Here is a 21,996-nt window from a genome sequence, read left to right on the forward strand (position 1 = left end):
GTTACTTCCTCTTGAACATCGCCAGCATGCGATTGGTGACCATGAAGCCGCCAATCACGTTGATGGTCGCCAGCACGACCGCGACAAAACCGAGCACACTGATCAGCGTGCTACCACCGTGACCGGCGGCAAGCAATGCACCAACGAGTGTGATACCGGAGATGGCATTGGAGCCTGACATCAGCGGTGTGTGCAGGGTGGGCGGTACCTTGGTGATCAGTTCGAAGCCAAGAAAAATGGCCAGTACGAACAGGGTCAACTGGGCAACGAAATCCATTATTTCTTCTCCTCTGCAGGCGCATCCTGTGTATCGGGCTGCTCTGGCTCAGGCTTTTCCAGGGCCGGCAGCTCCAGCAATTCACGCATGCGTGTCTGCGGGACATCGCCGTCGTGGGCAATGACCGTGTCCTGGACAATCTGATCCTCGAAATCGAGCGTAATCTCGCCATCCTTGCCAATCAGCAGGTTGAGGAGGTTCTCGATGTTCTTGCCAAACATCTGGCTGGCGTGGTGCGCGACAGTGGAAGGCACATTGACTGGCCCGATGATGGTGACGCCATGCTTCTCCACGGTCTTGCCCATCTCGGTCAGATCACAGTTGCCACCGCGCTCGGCGGCCAGGTCAACGATAACGCTGCCTTGCTTCATCGCCTTGACCATGTCCTCGGTGACCAGAATCGGTGATTTTGCCCCCGGTACGGCCGCAGTGGTAATGACCACATCCATCTGCGCGATCACGTCGGTCATCAGCTCGCGCTGACGCTTGAGGAAGTCTTCGCCCTGGGCCTTGGCGTAACCACCGGAGCCTTCTGCTGCGCCGGTGTCGAGGTCCAGCTCCACCGGCTTGGCGCCGACGGACAGGATCTGCTCACGGGCGGCCGGGCGCACGTCATAGGCTTCAACCACGGCGCCGAGGCGCTTGGCGGTAGCACAGGCCTGCAGGCCTGCAACGCCAGCGCCCATGACGAAAACACGGGAGGCGTTCAGGGTGCCTGCGGCCGTCATGTTCATCGGGAACATGCGATTGGCCTCCGTGGCAGCCAGCAACACGGCTTTATAGCCTGCCAGCATGCCCATGGAAGACAGGACATCCATAGCCTGGGCGCGAGTGATGCGCGGCACCAGTTCCAGGGCGATCCCGGTCACCTTGTTATCCGCCAGTGTGCGGGCAAATGCGGGATTTGCCAGCGGGTCCATCATCCCGATCACGATCTGGCCGGCTTTCAGGGCTGCGAGGTCTTCATCGCCGTTGCTCTGGTTGCTGCCAGGTGTCTGGACCTGAAGGATGACCTGGGCCTTGCTGAAGATACTGGCGCGGTCGGCGAATGAGGCACCGGCGGCTTCGTATTCTGCGTCCGTAAAGCCCGCTGCGAGACCGGCTTCTGGCTCAATCAGCACCTCGATGCTGTGCTTTTTCAGCAGACTTGCGATATTTGCCGGGGCCAGCGCGACGCGCTTTTCTCCGGGGCAGATTTCCCTGGGTACACCGATAATCACCTGCGTTACCCCCATGTGATGGTTCGCTGGATGGAAATGCCCGTCTCGAGGGGAGGCGGGCACTGATGTCTGATACTTGTAGCCACAAAATCCGGCCACGAACACTGGCCGTTAACGCCAGCCACTACCAGAACCGGCCGGTTCCAGGGAACCGGCCGGTCGGCAGGGTGCTAACCTTATTGCGACATCCGTTTGAAGGCAAACACGAAACGCGATGATAGCGCCCAACCGATCAAATTGTGAGCAAAATCAGTCATTGACGGACCTCTTCTCAGTATATATTCGGTCTACCAGCGCCTTGTCGGCCTCCTCATGCATGCTGATGAAGGGTCTCAGGATGGTGTCGCCGCGCACTTCCGCCTCAATAACATGGAGGAAGGTGTAGGCGCCGAGCAGTTTGCGCGCCAGGAAGATGAATTCCTTGGGCGGCACGTCAAAATGCACGGAAAAGGCATTGCGGCCGGCGCGTGCCATGATACGCGAGGGCAGATCGCTGTTGCCCCACAGGTACTCACCGCGTTCATTGATAACGCTGGCCGGCGGCGGATAACGCTCGGGGTCCTGGAGCACCTCGATGGCCTCGAAACACAAGGCGGCAAAGTCATCCAGCACCCGCTTTGGCGCCGTATTGGCCAGGAAATCCAGGGCATGCAGTGCCCGGATCAGTCGCTGTGCGTCATGATGCCAGGCGCCGCGGATCATTTCCCGGCCCGGGCCCAGTGTCGCATCTTCAAAATCCCGGATGGCGCCAAAATCCAGCAGGACGATCTGGTCTTCTTCGGGCTTGTCACCGACACGCAGCAGATAATTCCCGAAGTTCGGGTCTGTCTGCATCTTGTTCCACTCAAACACCTCGTGGCAGCACAGCTCCATGATGGCCCGACCGATGAAGTTACGGCGCGTTTGGGACAGCTCCAGCACCGCAGGATCATTTACGCTGATGCCGTGCTCGTAGGACAGGCAGAGGATATTGTGGGTGGAGTAGGCGCTGAAGACCTCCGGCACCACAAAGCGCGGGTCATCTGCCAGCAGTTTGCGGAAATGCATGGTGGTATAGGCTTCGAGATCATAATCCACCTCGCGGCCCAGCATCGCCCGGACTTCGTCCAGCCACTGATTGAACTGTTCCGTGATCGAGACCATGCGGCTCAGGCGTAGCAACTGCACCACGGCGCGCATATCCGAGTCGATGGCGTCAGCGACACCCGGGTACTGGATCTTGAGCACCAGCTCGCGGCCATCGGATTTGCGTACAGCACGGTGGACCTGGCCCAGCGACGCAGCGCCCAGCGGCTCCTGGTCGATATCCAGCTCGGCCATCTTCAGCTCGCCCAGCTCCTTGCGCAACTGGCGCTCGATGGCCGACCATTCCAGTGCAGTAGTGCTGTTTTCCAGCGTGTGCAAGGCTTCGGTGACTTCTTCGGGCAGAAAATGCTCGCCGAACAGCGCCATCATCTGGCCGATCTTGACCACGGAGCCCTTGAGCTGGCCCAGTTCTCGTACCAGTTCCTGTGCCTGACTGGAGAGAATCGCCTTGCGCCGCCCCTCGCGCTGGCTCCTGGGAGCAAGATAGGTGCCGGCAGTGAGCGTCGCATAGCGGGCGCCAGCCAGAAAGCCGGCCTTGGCCATGGAGAAGCGGCGCTCAAAAGCACCTGTTTTTACACGCTTTACGGTTTTGCGGGCCATCTGCTGGGTAAACTCCAATTGCCTGGTGAATTCGCGCCGGGCATTCTAGCGCAAATCAGGGAGCGAGACTGTTCAATGGATGAAACCTGGGTGTTACTGCGCGGCCTGGTCCGCGAAGCACGGCATTGGGAGGGCTTGCCGGCGTTGCTGAGCCAGCATCGGCCCGGCGCCCGAGTGGTGACCCCGGATCTGCCGGGGAATGGTCGATACTGGCAGACCCGCAGCCCGGATACCATTGCCGATATGGTGGAAAGCCTGCGCGCAGATTTGTCGGAACAGGGCGTGAAACCCCCGTGGCATATCATGGCGCTCTCCCTGGGCGGCATGATGGCGGTGGAATGGATGAAGCGCTATCCCGATGAGCTCGCTTCCGTCACCGTCATCAATAGCAGCGCTGCCGGATTCAACAATTTCTGGCAGCGTGTGCGGCCAACGGCCTATCTGTCGATTCTGCGCTTTATCCTGTTACGTCGCGACGCCCTGGCGCGGGAAACGCTGGTTCTGAAGCTCACCAGCAATATGACCGACAGCGCGGAGCGGGCGAGGCTGGCTCGACGTTGGGCGGATTATGCCGCGCAGCAACCTGTCAGCATCAACAATGCACTGCGCCAGCTGCGGGCCGGCCTGACCTTCAACGCACCCCGGGAGTTGCCCGGGAGCGTGCCATTGCTGCTGATCAGCGGGGCGGGGGACCGCATGGTGAACCCGATATGCTCAGTGACCCTGGCGGCGGCATGGCATTGTGCTTTGCGCGTGCACCCGCATGCCGGCCACGACCTGCCAATAGATGCGCCACGCTGGCTGATTGATACGCTGAATGACTGGCTCCCCTTGCCGTCGGGCGGCAAGGGGCCGTAGACGTCACTTGCTGGCGCTGATGGCGACCTGCTTTTCCTGCAGCAGATGAATCAGGTCGCCGAGGATGTAGCCCGCTTCGTCGAGGTAGGCATCCGGGCGATCCGAGTCATCATTGTCCGGGTCCAGCGCGCGCTGCTCCTCCAGCGCTCTGAGTTCGGCAAAGTCCTTGATCACCTCTTCGCCCTGCGCCTTGCGCCGGGCATTCTCGATCACCAGGCTGCGGCGTTCCACATCGCTCTGCTGAGTACGACGCTGGCCTTCGTTCAGGCTTACCGTCTGACGTTTGCGTTGCTCGTTCACGAGATCGCGCTGGTCAAGCACATAGACAAACTCGGGATTCACCTTGATCCGCTCGGCATGGCGGGCGCGCAAGGTATCGAAGAATGGCGACAGGTCAAACACCTGCTGATAACGGGTCGGCTGGATCTGATCCCAGGGCAGGGCATTGGGCAGGGCGCTCTCACCGATCTCTTCCTTGTCCACCAGCCAGGGCAGTTCGATGTCCGGAACGATGCCCAGATTCTGGTTGCTGGAGCCGGACACACGATAGAACTTCGCCTGGGTGATCTTCAGCTGGCCGTGATTCAGCGGCAACAAGGTCTGTACAGTGCCCTTGCCGAAGGTGTGGTCGCCGATAATCAGGGCACGGCCGTAGTCCTGCATGGCGCCGGCAAAAATTTCCGAGGCGGAGGCCGAGAAACGGTTGACCAGCACCGCCATCGGGCCTGCGTAAAGAATGCCGGGGTACTGGTCCTGTTCAACCTGAACGCGACCACGGGCATCACGGACCTGCACGGTGGGGCCACGGGTAATGAAGAGCGATACCAGTTGGGTCGCCTCGTGCAGTGAGCCGCCGCCGTTGTTGCGCAGATCGATGATCAGGCCATCAATACCTTCTTCATCTTCTTCAAGCGCCTGCAGCAAGCGTGCGACGTCGCGGGTGGTGCTGGTGTAATCCTCGTCGCCGCGATTGTAGGCGTCAAAATCAAGATAGAACGCGGGCAGGGTGATCACACCCAGGCGTTGCGTCTGGCCGGCTTCCTCGCCGGGGACCTCGATGATTTTCTTCTTGGCGGCCTGTTCTTCAAGAACCACCTTGTTGCGCTCGATGGCGATTTCCCGGGTGGTGTGCTCACTGGCGCTGCCAGCCGGAATGACTTCAAGACGCACTCTCGAGCCCTTGGGCCCGCGCACCAGATTGACCACCTCGTCGAGGCGCCAGCCAATCACGTTGATCATGCTGCCGTCTTCCTGGCCGACCGCGACGATGCGGTCCGCAGGCTGCAACTGACCAGCCTTGGCGGCAGGGCCGCCGGGAATCAGGCGTACCACGCGGGTGTACTCGTCTTCGGCTTGCAACACCGCGCCAATACCTTCAAGGGACCGGCTCATGCTGATATTGAAGTTCTCGGAGGTGTGCGGCGTGAAGTAGGACGTATGCGGATCAAATGTCTGCGTCAGCGCATTGATGTAGACCTGGAATACATCTTCCGGCCCGTTCTGGCTGATACGTGTCTGCTGGCTGCGATAGCGGCGTTCAAGCCGTTCGACGATTTCATCGTCTTCCACGTCGTCCAGGCGCATGGACAACACGGCATGCTTCAGGCGCCGTTGCCAGAGGTCATCCATGGCGTCAACGTCTGCCGCCCAGGCAGCTTCGGAGCGATCCAGTTTGACACTGGTATCATCCGAAAAATCCAGCTCGTCCAGACCCTGGGCGAGTTGCCCAAGCATATATTCCAGGCGCTCGTTCACCCGCAGCTGATACAGATTGAACATATCGAAACCGGCGCTGAGGTCACCGCGCCGCAGCTGGTCGTCCAGCACCTTGCGGTAGCGCTCGAAGTTCTCGATGTCGCCGGCGAAGAAATAGATGCGATTGGGGTCCAGATCGCGCAGATAGCGTTCGAAGACCTTTTCTGAAAGCGCATCATCAAAGCGCATCTGGCGATAATGCCCCTGCAGCCGCTCGACGATATGTCTCGCCGTGCGGGCATGCACATCTTCCGGTGCCAGGCCTGCGTTCACCAGGGGCATGGGCTGGTTCGCGGATGTCAGCGCACCATTCACCTGGAATGCCGCGGTGGCGAGCAGCAGCATGATCAACAGGCTGCGCAGGATAGTACTGGGTCGAATCATTTCGGGCCTCATCGTGCTGCGTTTGCGCAGGGTCGTATTTGCATCAGCGCCGTCCTGGCACCCGGCGGCAATAACCGGCGCGCAATGTCTGCCTTTCGCTGGCAGAATGCTCACACAGGTGGACAACCGTCCTGAGCATTGGTTGCGCGGTGCAAAACGAGAGCTCCACACTGTGCCAACAGTATAAGGTAATGACACATCGTGTACACGAGGCCGTGAATGCACTACTTATTTATCGGTTTTTTGCTGCTGGGCATCGCCGCAGCGGTGATTCGGGCCATATTCGGCACGCCTGAAGCACTCTCCGGGACCATGGAGGCGATGTTCAGCGCAGCCGATCTGGCAGTGCAGGTCAGCATCGGGCTGATCGGTGTACTGACCCTGTGGACCGGGCTGTTCCGCCTCGCCGAGAAAAGCGGGCTGGCCGAGTGGGTCGCGCAACGGGTGACGCCCCTGCTGGGACGGCTGATGCCGGAAGCCCGGCAGAGCACCGGTGCCGACAAGGATGGCGGGCCGATGGCGCCGGTTACCATGAACCTGTCCGCCAACATGCTCGGGCTGGATAATGCGGCCACGCCCCTGGGCCTCAAGGCCATGGAAGCCCTGCAGGCGCAAAACCCCGAGCCGGATACCGCCACCAACAGCCAGATCATGTTTCTGGTGCTGAATACGTCATCCGTGACGCTGGTTCCGGTCACCGTGTTGATGTACCGCGCCCAGCAGGGCGCTGCTGATCCCGCCGATATCTATCTGCCCATGCTGATGGCCACCACAGCCTCGACCTTTATTGGCGTCTGGTTCACCGCACGCCTGCAGGGCATTCGCCTGCTGGACCCGGTGATCATGGCGGCGGCCGGCATCTGGCTGGCCTTGCTGATGGCCCTGGGCGCGCTGGCCTGGGCCCTGCCAGCCGAGGCTGCAGCAACGCTCTCCAGCAGCATCGGCAACGGTATTCTGCTGGGTGTCATCGCCCTGTTCCTGATCATGGCGCATCGCGCCCGGCTAGATGCCTACAGCACGTTTATCGAGGGTGCCAAGGAGGGCTTCCACCTGGCGGTCAGGCTGATTCCCTTTCTGGTCGCCATGCTGGTGGCGATCGCCGTGCTGCGCGAGGGCGGAGTGCTGGATCTGATTCTGGGCGGCATTCGCTATATCGCCGTGGTTGCAGGCTTCGACACGCGCTTTGTGGATGCGCTGCCGGTGGCGATGCTCAAACCCCTGTCCGGCAGCGGCGCTCGCGCCATGATGCTGGAGGTGATGCAGACCCACGGTGTCGATTCCCTGGCCGGGCGCATGGCCGCGATCATGCAGGGCAGTACCGAAACCACCTTCTATGTGCTGGCCGTCTACTTCGGCAGTGTTGGTGTGGTCAAACTGCGCTATGCACTGCTGTGCGGCATTGTCGCCGACATGGCGGGGCTGATTACCGCGATATTCGTGACCTATCTGTTTTTTGGATGATTATAAAACCTTTTAAATCATCAGGTTGCTATCCATATATAAAGCGAAACGTGAGGTTTATTCGCGGCGCCAGCACCCGTGCCCGGCGCGGCAATGCGTGCTCCCAGTGCTGTTGCATGGCCGGCGGCATCAGCAGTAGCTGATCGTGCGCCAGCGCGATCCTGTCTCCGATGCGGGTGGTGCCGCGGCGCCGCAGCGTGAAATCCCGGGTCGCCCCCAGTGAATAGGAGGCAATCCAGGGTGCAGGACCCAGTTCTCTTTCATCGTCGGTATGCCAGCCCATGGTGTCGTGGCCGTCGCGATAGAGATTGGCCAGCACACTGTTGAAGCGGTGCCCGGTCGCGCTCTGTACGACGTCCAGAATATGGCGCAGCCCCGGCGTCCAGGGGGTGGGGGGCAGGGGCAGGCCGGAGTAGGCGTAGCGCGCCTCAGGCTCCCCATGCCAGCTTTGCAGGCGCGGCACCGGCGCGGTGCGACCAAACAGGGTAATAGCCGGTTGTTCCCAGGGAATTTCGTCCAGCAGCTGCTGCATCAGCGCCTGGGCTGGCGCCGCGCCCAGCAGTGTGGGCCAGCATTGCAGTCCGGGGGTGTGCGGCAGGGGCCTGAGGAGAGGCTCTGTCACAGGTCAGGACGCGAGCATGGCCCAGCGCTCGTTGTCCTGCGCTGCCAGCCCTTCCTCTTCCAGTTTCAGCAGGTGCGCCATCAGCGACATGGTCGCGACGCCATGGAGAAATACCGGCACATCATCATAAACGGTGCCGACCAGATCACTGGCCGTGCTGTCCGGATGCAGGCGCAAGGCGCGAACCACTTTCTCTTCCCGGCGCAGGCGGTGGCCGATGGTGTGCGCGATATAGGCCTGGGGATCTTCGATCAGATCACCGTGGCCCGGGGCCAGACGGGTGATGGGTTCGCCCTGCAGTTTTTCCAGTGACGCCAGATAATCCCGCATGGAACCGGCGGGGGGCACGATCACCACGGTAGAGCCCTGAATCAGATGATCCCCACTGAACAGAACGCCGCTCTCCTCGTGCAGGTAGCACAGATGATTGCTGACGTGCCCCGGAGTGGCGATGACCCGAAGCCGCTTCTCATTGCCGAGGTCGACGACATCGCCATCTCGCAGAATCTGGTCCGGCACCCAGGCATCGTCCTGAAGGCCGTCGTCTGGCGCTTCGGGGCCAAGCCGGCGCAGTGCCAGTTCAGCCACCAGTGCCTCGGCGGCGGGGGAGTGGTCCCGGTGGGTGTGGGTCACCAGCACGGCCTGCAACGGCAAGCCGATCTCCGACGCTGCGGCGCGGATGTTGTCGACGTGCTGACTGTCTGCCGGGCCCGGGTCGAGCACCATCAAACCGTCACCTGCCTGGAGCAGATAGGTGTTGGTGCCGGGGCCCGTCATCATGCCGGGATTAAGCGCCAGCAGGCGCCAGATACCGGGCACAAGGGGGGTCACCTGGCCGGGAACAAGACCGCTCATGCATACCTCGGGCTGTATTTCGGGACCGGCATTGTGAACCTTTCGGTGACTGGCGGCAAAGTGCCATCACTGTCGCCGCTCAGGCTGCCGCTTCAGTCATCAGGCGGTCCAGGCGGCGCAGGTGCCAGTCCTCGTTGCCCAGCAGCTCCTGGATCAGCGTGAGACGCTTGAAGTAATGACCGACCCGCAATTCCTCGGTCACCCCCATGCCGCCATGCAGCTGCACGGCCTGTTGCCCCACGTAGCGTGCGGCAGAGCCCAGCCAGGCCTTGAGCGAGGATAGCGCTTCGCGGGCTTCCGCCGGCGCGGCGTTATCCGCCTGAATTGCGGCCATCTCCAGCAGGGCCCGGGACTGCTCCGTGCGCATGAACATGTCCACCATGCGGTGCTGCAATACCTGAAAGGTGGAAATCGGCGTGCCAAACTGCTTGCGGGTCTTGCAGTACTCCACGGTATCGCTGACCAGCGCCGCCATGATGCCGACGGCTTCGGCACACAAGCCGAGAAGCGCCTTGTCCAGCGCCACTTCGATGGCGGCGCTCTGGTCCTGTTCATCACCCAGCAGTGCAGAAGCGGGCAGGGTGACGCCGTCGAAATGCAGATCGGCAGCACTGCCACCGTCCACGGTCGGATAATCACGCCGACTCAGGCCTTTGGCATCCGCCGGCACCACGAATAACAGGGTCGCCTCACCCAACCGTGCAGACACCACCAGCTGCTGCGCCTTATCCCCGTTCAACACCACGGCCTTGTCGCCGCTGAGGCGGTACTGATCGCCGTCGCGGGCAGCGGTCAGCAGACGGGCATCCAGGGCAAAACGGCGTCCCGGCTCATCGTGGGCAAAGGCAAGCTGCATGTCGCCGGTCAGCATGGGCGACAGCAGTGCGGCCTGCTGTTCAGGGCTGCCGAGTGCCGAAATCAGCTGCCCGGCGAGCAGGACATTGGCACTGTAGGGTTCGACCGTCAGCCCCTCACCAAAACAGCTCATCAGCTGCACCAGATCGCGGTGGCTGCCATCCAGCCCGCCCTGATCTTCCGGGTAGGGCAGGGCCAGCCAGCCCATCTCGGCAAACGTCTGCCACAACGCGGCGTGCAGGCCGGCGCCTTCCTTGAGGAGGGCGCGGCGCTGCTCAAAGCCGTGTTGCTGACGCATGAAGCGCTGGGCGCTGTCCTGCAGCATCTGCTGCGATTCGGTGAGTTGAAAATCCATGGGGGCTCCGGAAGCTGAGTGCGCGTGTCAGGGGGCCGTAAATCGAACCCATGACTCACGGGTCATATGTCCGCTCACACGATAATCGCTGCACAGCTACTGTCAATGACGCGTGCGTTCCGTTATGGCATATCCGATCACGGAAAGTGGTTCAACCTGCCATTGCGTCGTGCCGTCGAGCAGGTCAGCGGAGAGATTGACCATCGTGGAGTACGGGTAGTCGGCGCCTGCAGGGACGTGTTGGCGAAGATCGATGGTGTCTTTTCCCACTGCTTCGCAATGGGTTGCATCGGTGCTATCGGCGTCAGTGCTATCAGCGTCAGTGCCATCCAGATCAGCGCACTGCAGCAGGGTGACCCGCGCCTTGACCCGGGCCAGCGCATGCTCGCTGTGATTGGTAACACGGCCCCGGATGCGAATGCCGATCTCCATACCCCGGGATTGCGACAGCGAGAGGCTGACGGCGTCGGCAGGTAATACGACCTGCGCCTGGCCACGGCTGTGCCAGAACCCCAGCGCAAACATCAGGGCACCAATCAACACCGCCACCAGTGTTCCGGCAAACAGGCGGCGATCGATACGCCAGCTCGCCCACAGTACGACGGCGATGGCGAGGAGGCCGGCAAGAACGAGAAGCACGCGTAACATAAGGGTTCCCTGGTTGGTTGTCTGGTCTGCTGTCTGGACTGCTGTCTGGACTGCTGCGTGATGCGGGCGGCGACAACGATCACTGCCATCGACAAAACCTGTCACCGCCCCTGCTATACTGCCGCGCTGTCATTGTCACGCTGCGTGAGGTCAATAATGCTGATTGTCGTTTCCCCTGCCAAGACACTGGACTACACGTCACCACTGCCGAACGTGAAGACCACGCGGCCCAGGATGTTGGCGGACAGCGCCGAGCTGGTGGCGCAACTGCGCGATCTCACCCCGGGGGACATTGGCACGCTGATGGGCGTCAGCGACAAGATTGCGGCGCTGAACGCCACGCGTTTCGCCAGCTGGCAGCCTGCTGCGACGAAAGACAGCGCCAGACCCGCCGTATTTGCCTTCAAGGGCGATGTCTATACCGGGCTGGATGTGACCGGATTCGATGCTGACAGTCTGGCGCGGGCGCAATCCCGCCTGCGCATTCTCTCTGGACTATACGGGTTGCTGCGGCCGCTGGATATGATGCGCCCCTATCGCCTGGAGATGGGCACGCGTCTTGCCAACGAACGCGGCAAGGACCTGTATCAGTTCTGGGATGATCGCATTACCGACATGCTGGCAGCGGACATGAAAGCGGCCGACACGGATGTGCTGATCAATCTCGCATCCAACGAGTATTTTCGTGCCGTGCGCCCGAAACGTCTCAAGGCACGGATTATCACGCCGGTGTTCGAGGACGAGAAGAACGGCCAGTACAAGGTGATCAGTTTTTATGCAAAAAAAGCCCGCGGCCTCATGGCTGCCTGGATACTGCAGCATGATGTCCGCGAGCCGGAGCGGCTGACTGGCTTCGATGTGGCGGGATATCGTTTCCACGCGGCGGATTCTGATGCCGACAGGCTGGTATTCCGCCGCCGTGAAAAGGATCAGTGAGGGCTGGTCGGCATCAATCCTCCTTGGCTTCAAACTCTGCGCGGGCGGTGAGCAGGCCAAGGTGCAGCCCGTCCCAGGCAAGCTCCAGCCCATCACGAATGTCTTCCAGGGCCTGCTCACCCTGACCTTCCAGATGCGCCAGTTTGTCTTTCAGTTCATTGCGCAGGGCCTGCAGCTCCGCCACCTGTTGGTCGGCGCGAGCCCGGGCCTGGTCGCCGAGATCAGCAACACGGTGCTGAAAGCGGTCAAGCTGGTATTCCCATTCTTCAATACGTTGGCCAAGGGACTGCAAATATTCGCTGGGGCGTTTCATGGAAGCTCTCCTCACTTACGGTCTGGTATTTTTCAGGCTACCGTCTCAGGCTGCCATCTCAGGCTACTTTCCCAAGGCTACCCCCGAAACGCAGACATGCTATTGACGCATGTCAGCATCCCGTTCTCTGCGGCACCTGACATAAAGACAAGCGGCGCTGTCGGATCAGGACAAGGGCGTTGCAGACTGGCGGTGCTAGGCTGCATGAAGTTGCCCCTTGTTGGAGATGCGCTTATGTCAGCCCCCCGGCCACAATTCGAGACCCTGTTGTACGAGGTTGCCGATGGCATCCTGACGTTGACGCTGAACCGCCCTGATCGCCTGAATGCCTTCACCGATGTCATGGCCGAAGAGCTGATCAGTGCGATGGACGCCGCCGATGCCGATGACGCAGTGCGTGTCATCATTGTGACGGGCGCGGGGCGGGCTTTCTGCGCGGGGGCCGATCTGGGCAAGGGCGCGGATACGTTCAATTATGACGCTACCGGCGACGCGCCCCGGAACGAGAAAGACGAACCGGATTGGGAGCTGGTGCGCGACACTGGCGGCCGGGTCACCCTGCGCATGTTCGAAAGCATCAAGCCGATGATTGCCGCCATCAACGGCCCGGCGGTCGGCGTCGGCGCCACCATGACGCTGCCGATGGATATTCGTATCGCCAGCCGGGACGCGCGCATGGGTTTCGTATTCTGTCGGCGCGGTATTGTGCCTGACGGCGCTGCCAGCTGGCTGCTGCCGAAAGTGGTCGGCTTGCCGCAAAGCCTGGAATGGGTACTCAGCGGTCGCGTTTTTGATGCGGAAGAGGGGCAACGCGGCGGCTTGTTACGCTCACTGCATGAAGGTGATGCGCTGATGGCTGAGGCCCGGCGTTTGGCCAGAGAGATTGCGGATAACACGTCGGCGGTGTCGGTCGCCTTGTCACGGCAGATGCTCTGGCGTATGGCCGGTGAGCCACACCCGCAACGCGCCCACGAGATCGAGAGCCGGGCCATTTACTGGACCGGGCGCTCGGACGATGCGAAGGAGGGCGTGTTGTCGTTTATCGAGAAGCGCCCGGCGAGATTCTCGCTGTCGCCGGTGCGCGATATGCCGCCGGGCTATCCATGGTGGGACTGAAACCGTGGTGGGACTGAGGCCGTGGTGGAAAGAGCCTTATTCCCAGGGGCTGTCGAAATCGCTGTCCTTGACGACCAGCAGATCACCGCGGGCGCTGCCGGCAATTTTTTCCGCTGTGCTGCCCAGCAACATGCGCCGTACGGGGCCACGATGCACGGTCCCCAGAACGAGCAACAAGGGCCCCTGACGCTGCTGGTATTCGGCCAGCGCGTCCGCCGGGCGACCCTCCAGCAGCACGCGGGCCTGTTCGTCCAGCCCTGCATTGCGACACAGCTCGCCCAACTTCCCTGAGTAGTAATCACGCAATGAATCCGGATTGCTGATGTAGCTGGGAATCGCTTCACCGGCAATCAGCACCAGACTTTCGTCCGGGTGTTCCACCACATAACTCAGACGCAGATCGCTATCGAGCGCATCGCTGTACTGCCGCGCCTTGCGCACAATCATGGCGTTCAAGCCAAGCAGCTCGCCACCGTCATGGTCCGGGTCCACCGCAGCGAGTACCGGCAGCTCGTTCGGCCAGGCCACTTCATCGACGCACAACACATCACAGGGCGCCTTGCGCAGCAACTGCCAGTGGCGCGGGGTGAGTACCAGACCCTTGATACCACGATCGCGCCCGTCGGAATGGATCACCACCAGCTGCGGGTCAGCGGCAAGAATCGATGTGCGCATGGCGGCTTCGGCATCCTGCTCCCAGACGATATCGCTGTGCAGCGTGATGTCGTCAACAGGCAGCCCCGGAACATCCCTCAGCAACGCATCAATGCGCGCCTGCCAGGCGTGCCGCACTGCATACCGGGCACCCGCCAGGCGGCTTTCATCACTGCCAATGCTGCGCACCAGCGCGGCGGAATAGCCGTTGACAAACACGGTGACAGGGGCGCCAAGACCCTGAGCGATGCGCAGGCCTTTTTCCAGCGCGGGCTGGCTGGCTTTGAGTTGCGCATCAAGAATAATAAAAACAGGTTGCATGGAATCTCCGGAGGGCAAGACGACGGGCTGTCAGCAGGGCTGGTCAAGAATTTCCTGGGGCGCGGCACCGCAGAGTGCACCGCGATTCAGAATTTCAACCTCGCGCCCTTCAACCCGCAAAATGTGCTGCTGCTGGAAACGGGTGAAAGTGCGGCTGACGGTTTCCACAGCCAGCCCGAGATAGTTGGCAATGTCGTAGCGGGACATCGGCAGGCGAAAGGTGGATGCGGACAAACCGCGCAGCTTGTGCCGTGCAGAGATGGAGAGCAGCAACGCCGCAATCCGGTCGTCGGCAGATTTCTTGCTGACCAGCAGATGCAATTCACGGTCCGCCTGAATTTCGCGGCTCATCAAGCTGAAAAAGTGATGCTGCAAGCTGGGAATGCGCGTGGAAAGAAACTCAAGGCGGTCAAAGGGAATCTCGCAGACGGTGGCGGTTTCAAGCGCCTTCGCGGACGACACATGATGCGCCGTACTGATGCCGTCCATGCCGACAATTTCGCCGGGCAGGTAAAAGCCGGTGACCTGTTCCTCACCATCCTCTGACACGGAATAGGTTTTCAGGGCGCCGCTGCGCACCGCGTAGACGGAATCAAACGGATCTGCTGCGCGGTAAAGGTGCTCACCGCGCTTCATGGCGCGCCCGCGGCGAATGATACTATCGAGCTGTTCCAGCTCATCGGCCCGTACCGCCAGGGGCAAGCAGATGGGGCTCAGGGAGCAATCATTGCAGGACACACGACTGGTCATTGAGTCAACTCTCTCTGGCGTACAACGCCTTTCAGCAACTGGAACGATATCGATACTGTAACCCTCCTTCATGTGCAATGCATCCGGGAAAAGGGGCAAGATTCAAAGAATGCGGCTGTAACGATGCTGCTCCGGTGTCTGGCCGGAATACAGGTCGAAATGCATGGCCACTGCCCGGGCAAACAGACGGCCGCGCGGCGTAATGAGAAGCCTTTCGCTATGCCGCTGCACCAGCCCGTCCTGTTCCATCGGCGCCAGCGCTGCCAGTTCCCGGGTAAAGTATTCCGGTATCGGTACCGACCATTTTTCGCCAAGCGCGGCGTAATCCAGCGCCATATCACACAATAATGTCATGATGACATCACGGCGGATCAGATCATCCCGATTGAGCACAAAGCCGCGCTCGATGGGCAATTCGCCTGCCTGTACGCTTGCCTGCCAACGATCATGCTGTTTGAAATTCTGGGCGTAGAGACCGCCGATCTGGCTGATGGCCGAGACCCCCATGCCCAGCAAGTCCGCATCGCCATGCAGGGAATAACCCTGGAAGTTGCGGTGCAAACGGCCGGCCTGCTGGGCCTTGGCCAGCGCATCATGGGGGCGGGCGAAGTGATCCATGCCGATCAGTTGATACCCCGCCTGTTCGAACATGCTGCCGGCCCGGGCCAGCATGCGCAGCTTTTCCGAAGGGGCCGGCAGTGCGGCTTCCTCGATCTGCTTCTGCACCTTGAAACGGGCGGGCAGATGCGCGTAGTTATACAGGGAGACGCGGTCCGGGTTCAGTGCCACCAGCTGCTCGACCGTCCGTGCCAGGCTCGATTCGGACTGCCAGGGCAGGCCGTAAATCAGATCCACACTCACCGAGTGGAAACCGAACTCACGCAGGGCATCCATCGAGTCGGTGATCAACTGCAATGGCTGCACGCGGTTCACCGCCTGCTGGACCCGCGGGTCCAGGTCCTGCACGCCGAGACTGGCCCGATTGAAACCGAGCCCCCGGAGCAGGCCGATGCGTGCCCGGTCCACAGTGCGCGGGTCCAGCTCAATGCCGTAGTCGCCACGATCATCTTCCAGCAGCCGGAACAGACGCCCGGTGTGATGCATCAGACGCGTCAGCTGGCCGTCATCGAGAAAGGTCGGGGTGCCGCCGCCCCAGTGCAGCTGGGTGACCGGGCGCTGGCTATCTAGCGATGCGGCCCTGAAGCGCATTTCGCTGAGCAGGTCATCGAGGTACACGGCGCCACGCTGCCGGTTGGCGGTGACAATGCGATTACAGGCGCAGTAGTAGCACACCGACTGACAGAACGGGATATGGCTGTACAGCGACAGCGGGCGCCGCGCCGCATTGCCTTCCTCTATCGCTGCAAGATAATCCGTCTCGGCAATTTCCTCATGGAAAGCGAGGGCAGGGGGGTAGGAGGTATAGCGCGGCCCCTTGCCGTCGTATCGACGGATCAGATCTGTATTCCATTCGCTCATGGCGCCTCCGTCTCCTGCTACTGCGGGCCGTTGCCTGTCACGTTGCTATTTGTCACGTTGCTATCTGTCACGTCGCTATCATGGCGGGGCCGGAAAATGCTGCGTTGATATGCGTCAATGAAGCACTGACATTACGTGCTGGAATGAAGTGCTGGAATGAAGCGCTGACGCTGAAATGAACACTGAAACCCGCCGCTGTTAATGGTGATGATGATGCTCATGCGGCACGTCCTTGCCGTGCGCATGATCGTGACCGCCTGCCACAACCTGCCAGACCAGCAATCCGGCCATGATCAGTGCCAGCGCCGCCGCCACTCGCCGACCACGAGGGCCACGCAAGGCCGCCATGGAGCCGCCCACCACCCCGGCCGCCGCCACCGGCGGCACAGTCACCGCACCGAAGACCAGCATCAGCGCCGCCCCCGTCAGCGGCGACGCGGCACCGACGGCCAGCGCCAGCGCGGCGTAAACCAGTCCGCACGGCAGCAGGCCCCAGCCCATGCCCAGGGCCAGCGCGCGCCCCGGGCTGGTCACTGGCATCAGTCTGCGCAGGGCGGGGCTGACGCGCCGCCAGAGGTGCCCACCCAGTTGCTCGACCAGGCGAATACCGGCGGTGCGGCCAACAAGATACAGGGCCAGCAATACCATAATCACCGCAGAGAGCAGCAGCGGTGCGCCTTGCAACGCCGGTGGCAACGACATCACCGCACCCAGTGCGCCCATCACCGCGCCCAGCAGCATATAAGTGAGGACGCGGCCGCAGCCGAACAGGATCTGCCAGCGCCACAGGGCCGGCCCCTGACGCTGGCCCTCGGGCACGGCAAAAGTGGCCGCCATCGCCATGCCGCCGCACATGGCAATGCAATGCACACTGCCGGCAAACGCCATCAACAGCATGCTGGCAAACAGCAATCCATCACTCATCAGCAGGGGGCTCTTTTGTCAGAGGGTCGGCATCCGCAGGCGCGCCGTGCGGGTCACGCTTTTCCGGTTTGGGGGGCGTTTTGTCATCAAACAGCACGCGCCACGCCGGTGAATCCAGATCGTCAAACTGATCCCGGCTGACGGCCCAGAAGAACGCCGCTATCGCAAGTCCCAGGACGACCAGGGCCAGGGGGATCAGAAGAATGACTATTTCCATATGACTATTTCCACGAACGCAATCTCCCCGCATTCCAGGACACCAGCAGAGAACTGGCAGACATGCCGATGGCGGCCAGCCAGGGCGGGATCAGGCCCGCTACGGCGAAGGGAATCGCCAGCAAATTGTAGCCCAGCGCCCAGGCAATATTGACGCGCAGCGTGCGGTGGGTGGCGCAGGACAGACGCTGAAGCCAGGGCAGGGCAAGCAGGTTTTGTCGCAGCAGGTAGATGCCCGCCGCATCCCGGGCCAGCGCGCTACTGTCCGCCATGGCAATGGCGCAATCTGCGGCGGCGAGGCTGCGGGCATCGTTGATGCCATCGCCGGTCATCAGCACGCGGTGCCCGAGCCGTTGCAGTTCGGTGATCCAGGCCAGTTTTTGCTCCGGGGTCTGTGCGCCGCGGGCATCGCTGATGGGCAACTGAGCGGCCACATGCTGTACCGCAGCGTCCCGGTCGCCGGATGCGAGCATCGTGGTAATGCCTTGCTGATGGAGCTTCTGCAGCGCCTCTGCGGCGTCGGGGCGCAGGCAGTCTGCCAGAAAAAACAGCATCACCGGCGTCTCGGATGCATCGGCATTCTGTCGGTACAGCGCGACGGCGGTGCCTGCGGGGTCCTGCTCGCTCAGCAGTGCTGCCGACGCGGCACGCAGGGCCCAGGTCTCACCGGCGGCGATGCCGCTGACCCCCTGACGCACCTGGGTGAAGGCGTCCACGGGCACGGGGGGTGCCAGTGCGGCAATAGCTTTTGCCAGGGGATGACTGGCATGTCGCTCCAGGCCGGCGGCGACACCCAGTAGTGTGTGCTCGGGCCAACGCTCATCCAGGTGGCGAACCGCCTGCACACTGAAACGCCCTTCGGTCAGGGTCCCGGTCTTGTCGAATACCGCACGATCAACCTCTGCCAGTGCCAGCAGCTGCATGGGGCGGGCAATCAGCACGCCTTCTGCCAGCGCCCGGCTGCGCGCCGCACTGACGGCCAGCGGCGCGGCCAGTGCCAGCGCGCAAGGGCAGGTGACCACCAGCACCGCCAGGGCGTACTGCAGCCCCAGGTCCAGACCTGCATCCCGGTGCCACCAGAGGGTGAATACCGCCAGGCCCAGCACCCCGCCAATAAACCACGGCACGATATGGCGCGCATACAGATGCAGACGGGACTCTTCGGCCTCGCTGATATCCAGTAGCTGACCAAGGCGTGCGACCATGCTGTCGCGCACACTGCCTTGCGCCTGCATGACAAGATGGCCTTCCAGCACTCTCGCGCCGGCAAGCACCGCTTCGCCGGCGACGCGTTTCACCGGCACGGCCTCACCGGTGAGCAAGGCTTCTTCCACCAACGCCTCGCCATCGGTCACCGTGGCATCGACAGGAATCAGTTCGCCTTGCTGCACGCTCAGACAATCACCCGGGTTGATCAGGTGGCTGGCAATGGTTTGCCAGGTGTCGGTGTCTGCGATTTTTCGGCGGGCGACGGCTGGCAGGCTGTCCGAGAGCTGGCTGTGCGCTTCTGCCGAACGCAGTTTCTGGCGTTGCTCCAGCCAGCGGCTGATCAACAGGAAGAACACGAACATGGCGAGGGATTCGAAATAGATATGCCCGACGCCGCGCACCAGTGCCACCACAGAGCCGGTCCAGGCCAGTGCCAGCGCCAGCGCAACGGGCACATCCATGGTCAGGGTGCGCGCCCGCAGGGCATACCAGGCGCCACTGAAAAAGGGCCAGCCACTGTAGAAAATCGCCGGCGTGGCAACAATGAAACTGGTCAGACGAAACAGCTGCGCGTAAACCGCTTCCACATCGTCAAAAGTACCCACGTACAGCGCGGTGGAATACATCATTGCCTGCATGCTGCAAAGCCCGGCCACCAGCAACCGGCGCAGCATCTGGCGATAGGCCGCGCGGGCTTGCAGCACGCGGCCTTCCCGGGTCGGCAGGCAGGCGCGATAACCCAACTGCCGCAAGCGGCGGGCAAGCGTCAGCGGCGTCACCTGCTGCGCATCATAGGTCACGGTCAGGCGGGCACTGGCCAGATTCAGACGGACCGCCTCGACCCCGGGCAACGCGGTAAGCCCATGCTCGATCAGCCAGACGCAAGCCGCGCAATGCAGCCCCTCGATGCGCAACGTCAATCGGGTCTGGCCGTTCTCCTGTGTCTCGATGAAACCGGCCAGCAACTCCGGCACGGTAAACGGTGCCAGCGCCTGATCATCGCGTGCCTCCGTGTCCGGCGGACGCCCGGCATCGGTGCGGAAACGGTAGTAATCACCGAGACCCAACTGATGAATGCCTTCAATCGCGGCAGCGCAGCCGTGGCAGCAGGCCGGTTGAGGCCCTTCCGGTGTCTTCGCCGGCACGGGCTGCGCGCCCACGGGTGTGCCGCAATGCCAGCAGGGCGCGTCCGTCGTGAACAGTGCGTCCGGTGCATTCATGCATCCGGGCCTAACAGCAAGGGTTGCGCAGTGCTGGAGACACGATATTGGTGCAAGCGCCAGTTACCCTCTGAGGGCGTCAGCGTCAACGACCATCTTCCCTGAGGCAGTGGCGTCTCGGTGGCATATTCGCCACCCCCCTGATGGGTAAAGGCCAGTACCTGATCGCGGGCCGCAATGGTGGGGTGGCGCAGCGCCAGTTCCAGCTGTGGCGGCATGGGCAGAGCGGCGTCGCTGCTGAGTTGCAGTGCGCTGCCTTGCACCACGACACGAATACCCAGTGCCACAGCCATATTGTCTGCGGCGATATCGCGATTGATGCCGCGTCCATCGCGATACCAGGTATCACTGACGACGTCATCTGCATTGAGCACTGCAACCACCAGCAACGTCAGTCCTGTCACCACAGACCAGGCCAGAATGCCGATGATCAACCACACGAACCGGTAGCGGTACCAGGGTTGTGTGTCAGTGCGCCGGGGCGATAAACCGGGATTCTCGACGGAGCTGATATCTGACATTGTCCTGGTCCTCCAGAATAAACCACACCGGGCCGGTGCGGACCTCGTCGGTGTAAGGGTCGTAAGCGAGTGTTACAGGTAGCGTGCGTGTCGTGCCCGCGGGCAGTTGTATGCGTTGCTCACCGTGCTGCCAGCGCAAACCGTCGGCCGCTTTCAGGGAAAGCCGGATATCACGGGTCTGCTGGCTGCGATTCATTACTACCAGCTGGTAGCTGTTTTCGATCATGCCGCCACTGGCGGTGCGATAGAGCTGGCCCCGGTCCCGCATCACATCAATGCCCAGCGGCACGCGGGTCGCCAGGGCATAGCCCAGCACGCTAACCATGATCAGCAGCATCGCGGCGTAGGAGAGCAGCCTCGGCCGGAACCAGTCCGTCGCGCGACCCTGCTGCGCATTTTCAGTGGTATAGCGAATCAGGCCGATGGGCAGGTTGACCTGTTTCATCACCGCATCGCAGGCATCCACACAGGCCGCACAACCGATGCATTCGTATTGCAGACCGTCACGAATATCGATACCGGTGGGGCACACCTGCACGCACAGCTCGCAATCAATGCAATCGCCGACATCCGTCTCTGTGGGTTTGCGCCGCCCGCGTTTGCGCGGCTCACCCCGTTCTGTGTCGTAGGACACGATCAGCGTGTTGCGATCAAACATCACACTCTGGAAGCGCGCGTAGGGGCACATATAGATGCACACCTGCTCGCGCAGCCAGCCCGCATTGACATAGGTGGCGCCGGTAAAAAAGGCAATCCAGATCATTTCCCAGTGCCCGAGTTCCCAGGTAAAGGCGCGTAACAGCAAATCGCCTATCGGCGTAAAGTAGCCCACGAAGGTAATGCCGGTCAGTGAGGCCAGCATCCACCAGAGAATGTGTTTGCTGCCGCGCCGCATCACCTTGTTGCGATCCCAGGGGGACTTGTCCAGCCGGATGCGCGCATGGCGATCCCCCTCGGTCATCTTCTCGATCCAGGTGAAGAAGCGGGTCCAGGTCGTCTGCGGGCAGACATAACCGCAGTAAACCCGGCCTGCCAGGACGGTGACGACAAACAGGGCGAACGCCAGTGATATCAGCAACCAGGACAACAGAATGAAATCCTGGGGCCAGAAGGTCACGCCGAAGATATGAAACTGGCGTTCAGGCAGATCAAACAGCACCGCCTGACGCCAGCCGCCATCGCCGTCGGGCCAGCGCAACCAGGGCAACAACAGATAGCCACCGAGCGTGGCCCACACGGTCACATCCCGCAGCCGCTGGAAGCGACCGTGCACCGCCCGCGGATGTATCGCGTCGCGTTTGCTGTACAGGCTGATCCACTCGGGATCTTCCTGCATCGGGATGCGGGGTTCGTTCATAGCC

21 protein-coding genes are annotated in these 21,996 nt (G+C 61.8%); 4 read left to right on the forward strand and 17 right to left on the reverse strand.

The window, feature by feature from the left end; all coding sequences use genetic code 11:
• Nucleotide 1 precedes the first annotated feature (1 nt).
• The 3 genes from K8B33_RS02085 to K8B33_RS02095 form a co-directional block, all read right to left on the reverse strand.
• A complete protein-coding gene (locus tag K8B33_RS02085; RefSeq protein WP_223422743.1) occupies nt 2-277 on the reverse strand; it encodes an NAD(P) transhydrogenase subunit alpha in 276 nt (91 codons plus the stop codon).
• Nucleotides 277-1,512 carry a Re/Si-specific NAD(P)(+) transhydrogenase subunit alpha gene (locus K8B33_RS02090; RefSeq protein ID WP_223422744.1) on the reverse strand — a complete coding sequence of 412 codons (1,236 nt, stop codon included), beginning with the start codon at nt 1,510-1,512 and terminating at the stop codon, nt 277-279. The genes K8B33_RS02085 and K8B33_RS02090 overlap by 1 nt, the downstream gene beginning before the upstream one ends.
• Before the next feature lie 234 nt (nt 1,513-1,746).
• The gene (locus K8B33_RS02095) at nt 1,747-3,183 is read right to left on the reverse strand and encodes an ABC1 kinase family protein (protein WP_223422746.1); all 1,437 of its coding nucleotides are present in this window, start codon (nt 3,181-3,183) and stop codon (nt 1,747-1,749) included.
• Between the two features lie 75 nt (nt 3,184-3,258).
• Here K8B33_RS02095 and K8B33_RS02100 point away from each other — a divergent pair, with 75 nt between their 5' ends.
• Complete coding sequence (locus K8B33_RS02100) at nt 3,259-4,041, forward strand: alpha/beta fold hydrolase (protein WP_223422748.1); 783 nt, start codon at nt 3,259-3,261, stop codon at nt 4,039-4,041.
• Between the two features lie 3 nt (nt 4,042-4,044).
• Here the strand turns inward: K8B33_RS02100 and K8B33_RS02105 are convergent, their stop codons facing one another.
• A complete protein-coding gene (locus tag K8B33_RS02105; protein ID WP_223422751.1) occupies nt 4,045-6,180 on the reverse strand; it encodes a carboxy terminal-processing peptidase in 2,136 nt (711 codons plus the stop codon).
• Between the two features lie 219 nt (nt 6,181-6,399).
• Here K8B33_RS02105 and K8B33_RS02110 point away from each other — a divergent pair, with 219 nt between their 5' ends.
• Nucleotides 6,400-7,641, forward strand: a complete 1,242-nt coding sequence (locus tag K8B33_RS02110; RefSeq protein ID WP_223422753.1) for a nucleoside recognition domain-containing protein — start codon at nt 6,400-6,402, stop codon at nt 7,639-7,641.
• Nucleotides 7,642-7,669: 28 nt separating this feature from the next.
• Here K8B33_RS02110 and K8B33_RS02115 read toward each other — a convergent pair whose 3' ends face one another.
• The 4 genes from K8B33_RS02115 to K8B33_RS02130 form a co-directional block, all read right to left on the reverse strand.
• Complete coding sequence (locus K8B33_RS02115) at nt 7,670-8,263, reverse strand: alpha-ketoglutarate-dependent dioxygenase AlkB family protein (RefSeq protein WP_223422755.1); 594 nt, start codon at nt 8,261-8,263, stop codon at nt 7,670-7,672.
• 3 nt (nt 8,264-8,266) lie between these two features.
• Entirely contained in the window at nt 8,267-9,118 is an 852-nt protein-coding gene (locus tag K8B33_RS02120) for an MBL fold metallo-hydrolase (RefSeq protein WP_223422757.1), read from the reverse strand.
• 79 nt (nt 9,119-9,197) lie between these two features.
• Nucleotides 9,198-10,328, reverse strand: a complete 1,131-nt coding sequence (locus K8B33_RS02125) for an acyl-CoA dehydrogenase family protein (protein WP_223422760.1) — start codon at nt 10,326-10,328, stop codon at nt 9,198-9,200.
• A 102-nt stretch (nt 10,329-10,430) separates the two neighbouring features.
• Nucleotides 10,431-10,976, reverse strand: a complete 546-nt coding sequence (locus K8B33_RS02130; protein WP_223422762.1) for a hypothetical protein — start codon at nt 10,974-10,976, stop codon at nt 10,431-10,433.
• Nucleotides 10,977-11,132: 156 nt separating this feature from the next.
• On the opposite strand from K8B33_RS02130, the gene yaaA reads away from it, so the two are divergent.
• Nucleotides 11,133-11,912, forward strand: coding sequence for a peroxide stress protein YaaA (yaaA, locus tag K8B33_RS02135; protein ID WP_223422764.1), 780 nt, complete (start codon nt 11,133-11,135; stop codon nt 11,910-11,912).
• A gap of 13 nt (nt 11,913-11,925) precedes the next feature.
• Here yaaA and K8B33_RS02140 read toward each other — a convergent pair whose 3' ends face one another.
• Nucleotides 11,926-12,225: a sll1863 family stress response protein gene (locus K8B33_RS02140; protein WP_223422766.1), complete on the reverse strand. Its 300-nt coding sequence runs from the start codon at nt 12,223-12,225 to the stop codon at nt 11,926-11,928.
• Nucleotides 12,226-12,459: 234 nt separating this feature from the next.
• Between K8B33_RS02140 and K8B33_RS02145 the strand changes: the two genes are divergently transcribed.
• Nucleotides 12,460-13,341: a crotonase/enoyl-CoA hydratase family protein gene (locus K8B33_RS02145; protein ID WP_223422768.1), complete on the forward strand. Its 882-nt coding sequence runs from the start codon at nt 12,460-12,462 to the stop codon at nt 13,339-13,341.
• A 36-nt stretch (nt 13,342-13,377) separates the two neighbouring features.
• On the opposite strand, the gene K8B33_RS02150 is transcribed toward K8B33_RS02145, so the two are convergent.
• The 8 genes from K8B33_RS02150 to ccoG form a co-directional block, all read right to left on the reverse strand.
• A complete protein-coding gene (locus K8B33_RS02150) occupies nt 13,378-14,316 on the reverse strand; it encodes a universal stress protein (RefSeq protein ID WP_223422770.1) in 939 nt (312 codons plus the stop codon).
• Nucleotides 14,317-14,346: 30 nt separating this feature from the next.
• Complete coding sequence (fnr, locus tag K8B33_RS02155) at nt 14,347-15,114, reverse strand: fumarate/nitrate reduction transcriptional regulator Fnr (protein ID WP_317846205.1); 768 nt, start codon at nt 15,112-15,114, stop codon at nt 14,347-14,349.
• Nucleotides 15,115-15,168: 54 nt separating this feature from the next.
• The gene (hemN, locus tag K8B33_RS02160; protein ID WP_223422775.1) at nt 15,169-16,545 is read right to left on the reverse strand and encodes an oxygen-independent coproporphyrinogen III oxidase; all 1,377 of its coding nucleotides are present in this window, start codon (nt 16,543-16,545) and stop codon (nt 15,169-15,171) included.
• Between the two features lie 198 nt (nt 16,546-16,743).
• A complete protein-coding gene (locus K8B33_RS02165) occupies nt 16,744-17,469 on the reverse strand; it encodes a sulfite exporter TauE/SafE family protein (protein WP_223422777.1) in 726 nt (241 codons plus the stop codon).
• Nucleotides 17,462-17,686 (reverse strand): cbb3-type cytochrome oxidase assembly protein CcoS, encoded by a 225-nt coding sequence (gene ccoS, locus K8B33_RS02170; RefSeq protein ID WP_223422779.1) that lies wholly within the window; start codon nt 17,684-17,686, stop codon nt 17,462-17,464. The genes K8B33_RS02165 and ccoS overlap by 8 nt, the downstream gene beginning before the upstream one ends.
• Nucleotides 17,687-17,690: 4 nt before the next feature.
• Entirely contained in the window at nt 17,691-20,114 is a 2,424-nt protein-coding gene (locus tag K8B33_RS02175; protein ID WP_223422781.1) for a heavy metal translocating P-type ATPase, read from the reverse strand.
• Nucleotides 20,111-20,635 carry a FixH family protein gene (locus tag K8B33_RS02180; RefSeq protein WP_223422783.1) on the reverse strand — a complete coding sequence of 175 codons (525 nt, stop codon included), beginning with the start codon at nt 20,633-20,635 and terminating at the stop codon, nt 20,111-20,113. Before K8B33_RS02180 ends, K8B33_RS02175 begins: the two co-directional genes overlap by 4 nt.
• Entirely contained in the window at nt 20,583-21,992 is a 1,410-nt protein-coding gene (gene ccoG, locus K8B33_RS02185; RefSeq protein WP_223422786.1) for a cytochrome c oxidase accessory protein CcoG, read from the reverse strand. The genes K8B33_RS02180 and ccoG overlap by 53 nt, the downstream gene beginning before the upstream one ends.
• Nucleotides 21,993-21,996 lie beyond the last annotated feature (4 nt).

The sequence above is a fragment of the Alcanivorax limicola genome, assembly GCF_019931215.1.
GTDB classification, from domain to species: Bacteria; Pseudomonadota; Gammaproteobacteria; order Pseudomonadales; family Alcanivoracaceae; genus Isoalcanivorax; species Isoalcanivorax limicola.

Coding starts and splice junctions, on each gene's coding strand:
- ccoS (WP_223422779.1), bottom strand. CDS start 17,686: ATGGAAATAGTCATTCTTCTGATCCCCCTGGCCCTGGTCGTCCTGGGA.
- K8B33_RS02090 (WP_223422744.1), bottom strand. CDS start 1,512: ATGGGGGTAACGCAGGTGATTATCGGTGTACCCAGGGAAATCTGCCCC.
- K8B33_RS02140 (WP_223422766.1), bottom strand. CDS start 12,225: ATGAAACGCCCCAGCGAATATTTGCAGTCCCTTGGCCAACGTATTGAA.
- ccoG (WP_223422786.1), bottom strand. CDS start 21,992: ATGAACGAACCCCGCATCCCGATGCAGGAAGATCCCGAGTGGATCAGC.
- K8B33_RS02175 (WP_223422781.1), bottom strand. CDS start 20,114: ATGAATGCACCGGACGCACTGTTCACGACGGACGCGCCCTGCTGGCAT.
- K8B33_RS02105 (WP_223422751.1), bottom strand. CDS start 6,180: ATGATTCGACCCAGTACTATCCTGCGCAGCCTGTTGATCATGCTGCTG.
- K8B33_RS02095 (WP_223422746.1), bottom strand. CDS start 3,183: ATGGCCCGCAAAACCGTAAAGCGTGTAAAAACAGGTGCTTTTGAGCGC.
- yaaA (WP_223422764.1), top strand. CDS start 11,133: ATGCTGATTGTCGTTTCCCCTGCCAAGACACTGGACTACACGTCACCA.
- K8B33_RS02130 (WP_223422762.1), bottom strand. CDS start 10,976: ATGTTACGCGTGCTTCTCGTTCTTGCCGGCCTCCTCGCCATCGCCGTC.
- K8B33_RS02085 (WP_223422743.1), bottom strand. CDS start 277: ATGGATTTCGTTGCCCAGTTGACCCTGTTCGTACTGGCCATTTTTCTT.
- K8B33_RS02110 (WP_223422753.1), top strand. CDS start 6,400: ATGCACTACTTATTTATCGGTTTTTTGCTGCTGGGCATCGCCGCAGCG.
- K8B33_RS02150 (WP_223422770.1), bottom strand. CDS start 14,316: ATGCAACCTGTTTTTATTATTCTTGATGCGCAACTCAAAGCCAGCCAG.
- K8B33_RS02120 (WP_223422757.1), bottom strand. CDS start 9,118: ATGAGCGGTCTTGTTCCCGGCCAGGTGACCCCCCTTGTGCCCGGTATC.
- hemN (WP_223422775.1), bottom strand. CDS start 16,545: ATGAGCGAATGGAATACAGATCTGATCCGTCGATACGACGGCAAGGGG.
- K8B33_RS02100 (WP_223422748.1), top strand. CDS start 3,259: ATGGATGAAACCTGGGTGTTACTGCGCGGCCTGGTCCGCGAAGCACGG.
- K8B33_RS02145 (WP_223422768.1), top strand. CDS start 12,460: ATGTCAGCCCCCCGGCCACAATTCGAGACCCTGTTGTACGAGGTTGCC.
- K8B33_RS02180 (WP_223422783.1), bottom strand. CDS start 20,635: ATGTCAGATATCAGCTCCGTCGAGAATCCCGGTTTATCGCCCCGGCGC.
- K8B33_RS02125 (WP_223422760.1), bottom strand. CDS start 10,328: ATGGATTTTCAACTCACCGAATCGCAGCAGATGCTGCAGGACAGCGCC.
- K8B33_RS02165 (WP_223422777.1), bottom strand. CDS start 17,469: ATGAGTGATGGATTGCTGTTTGCCAGCATGCTGTTGATGGCGTTTGCC.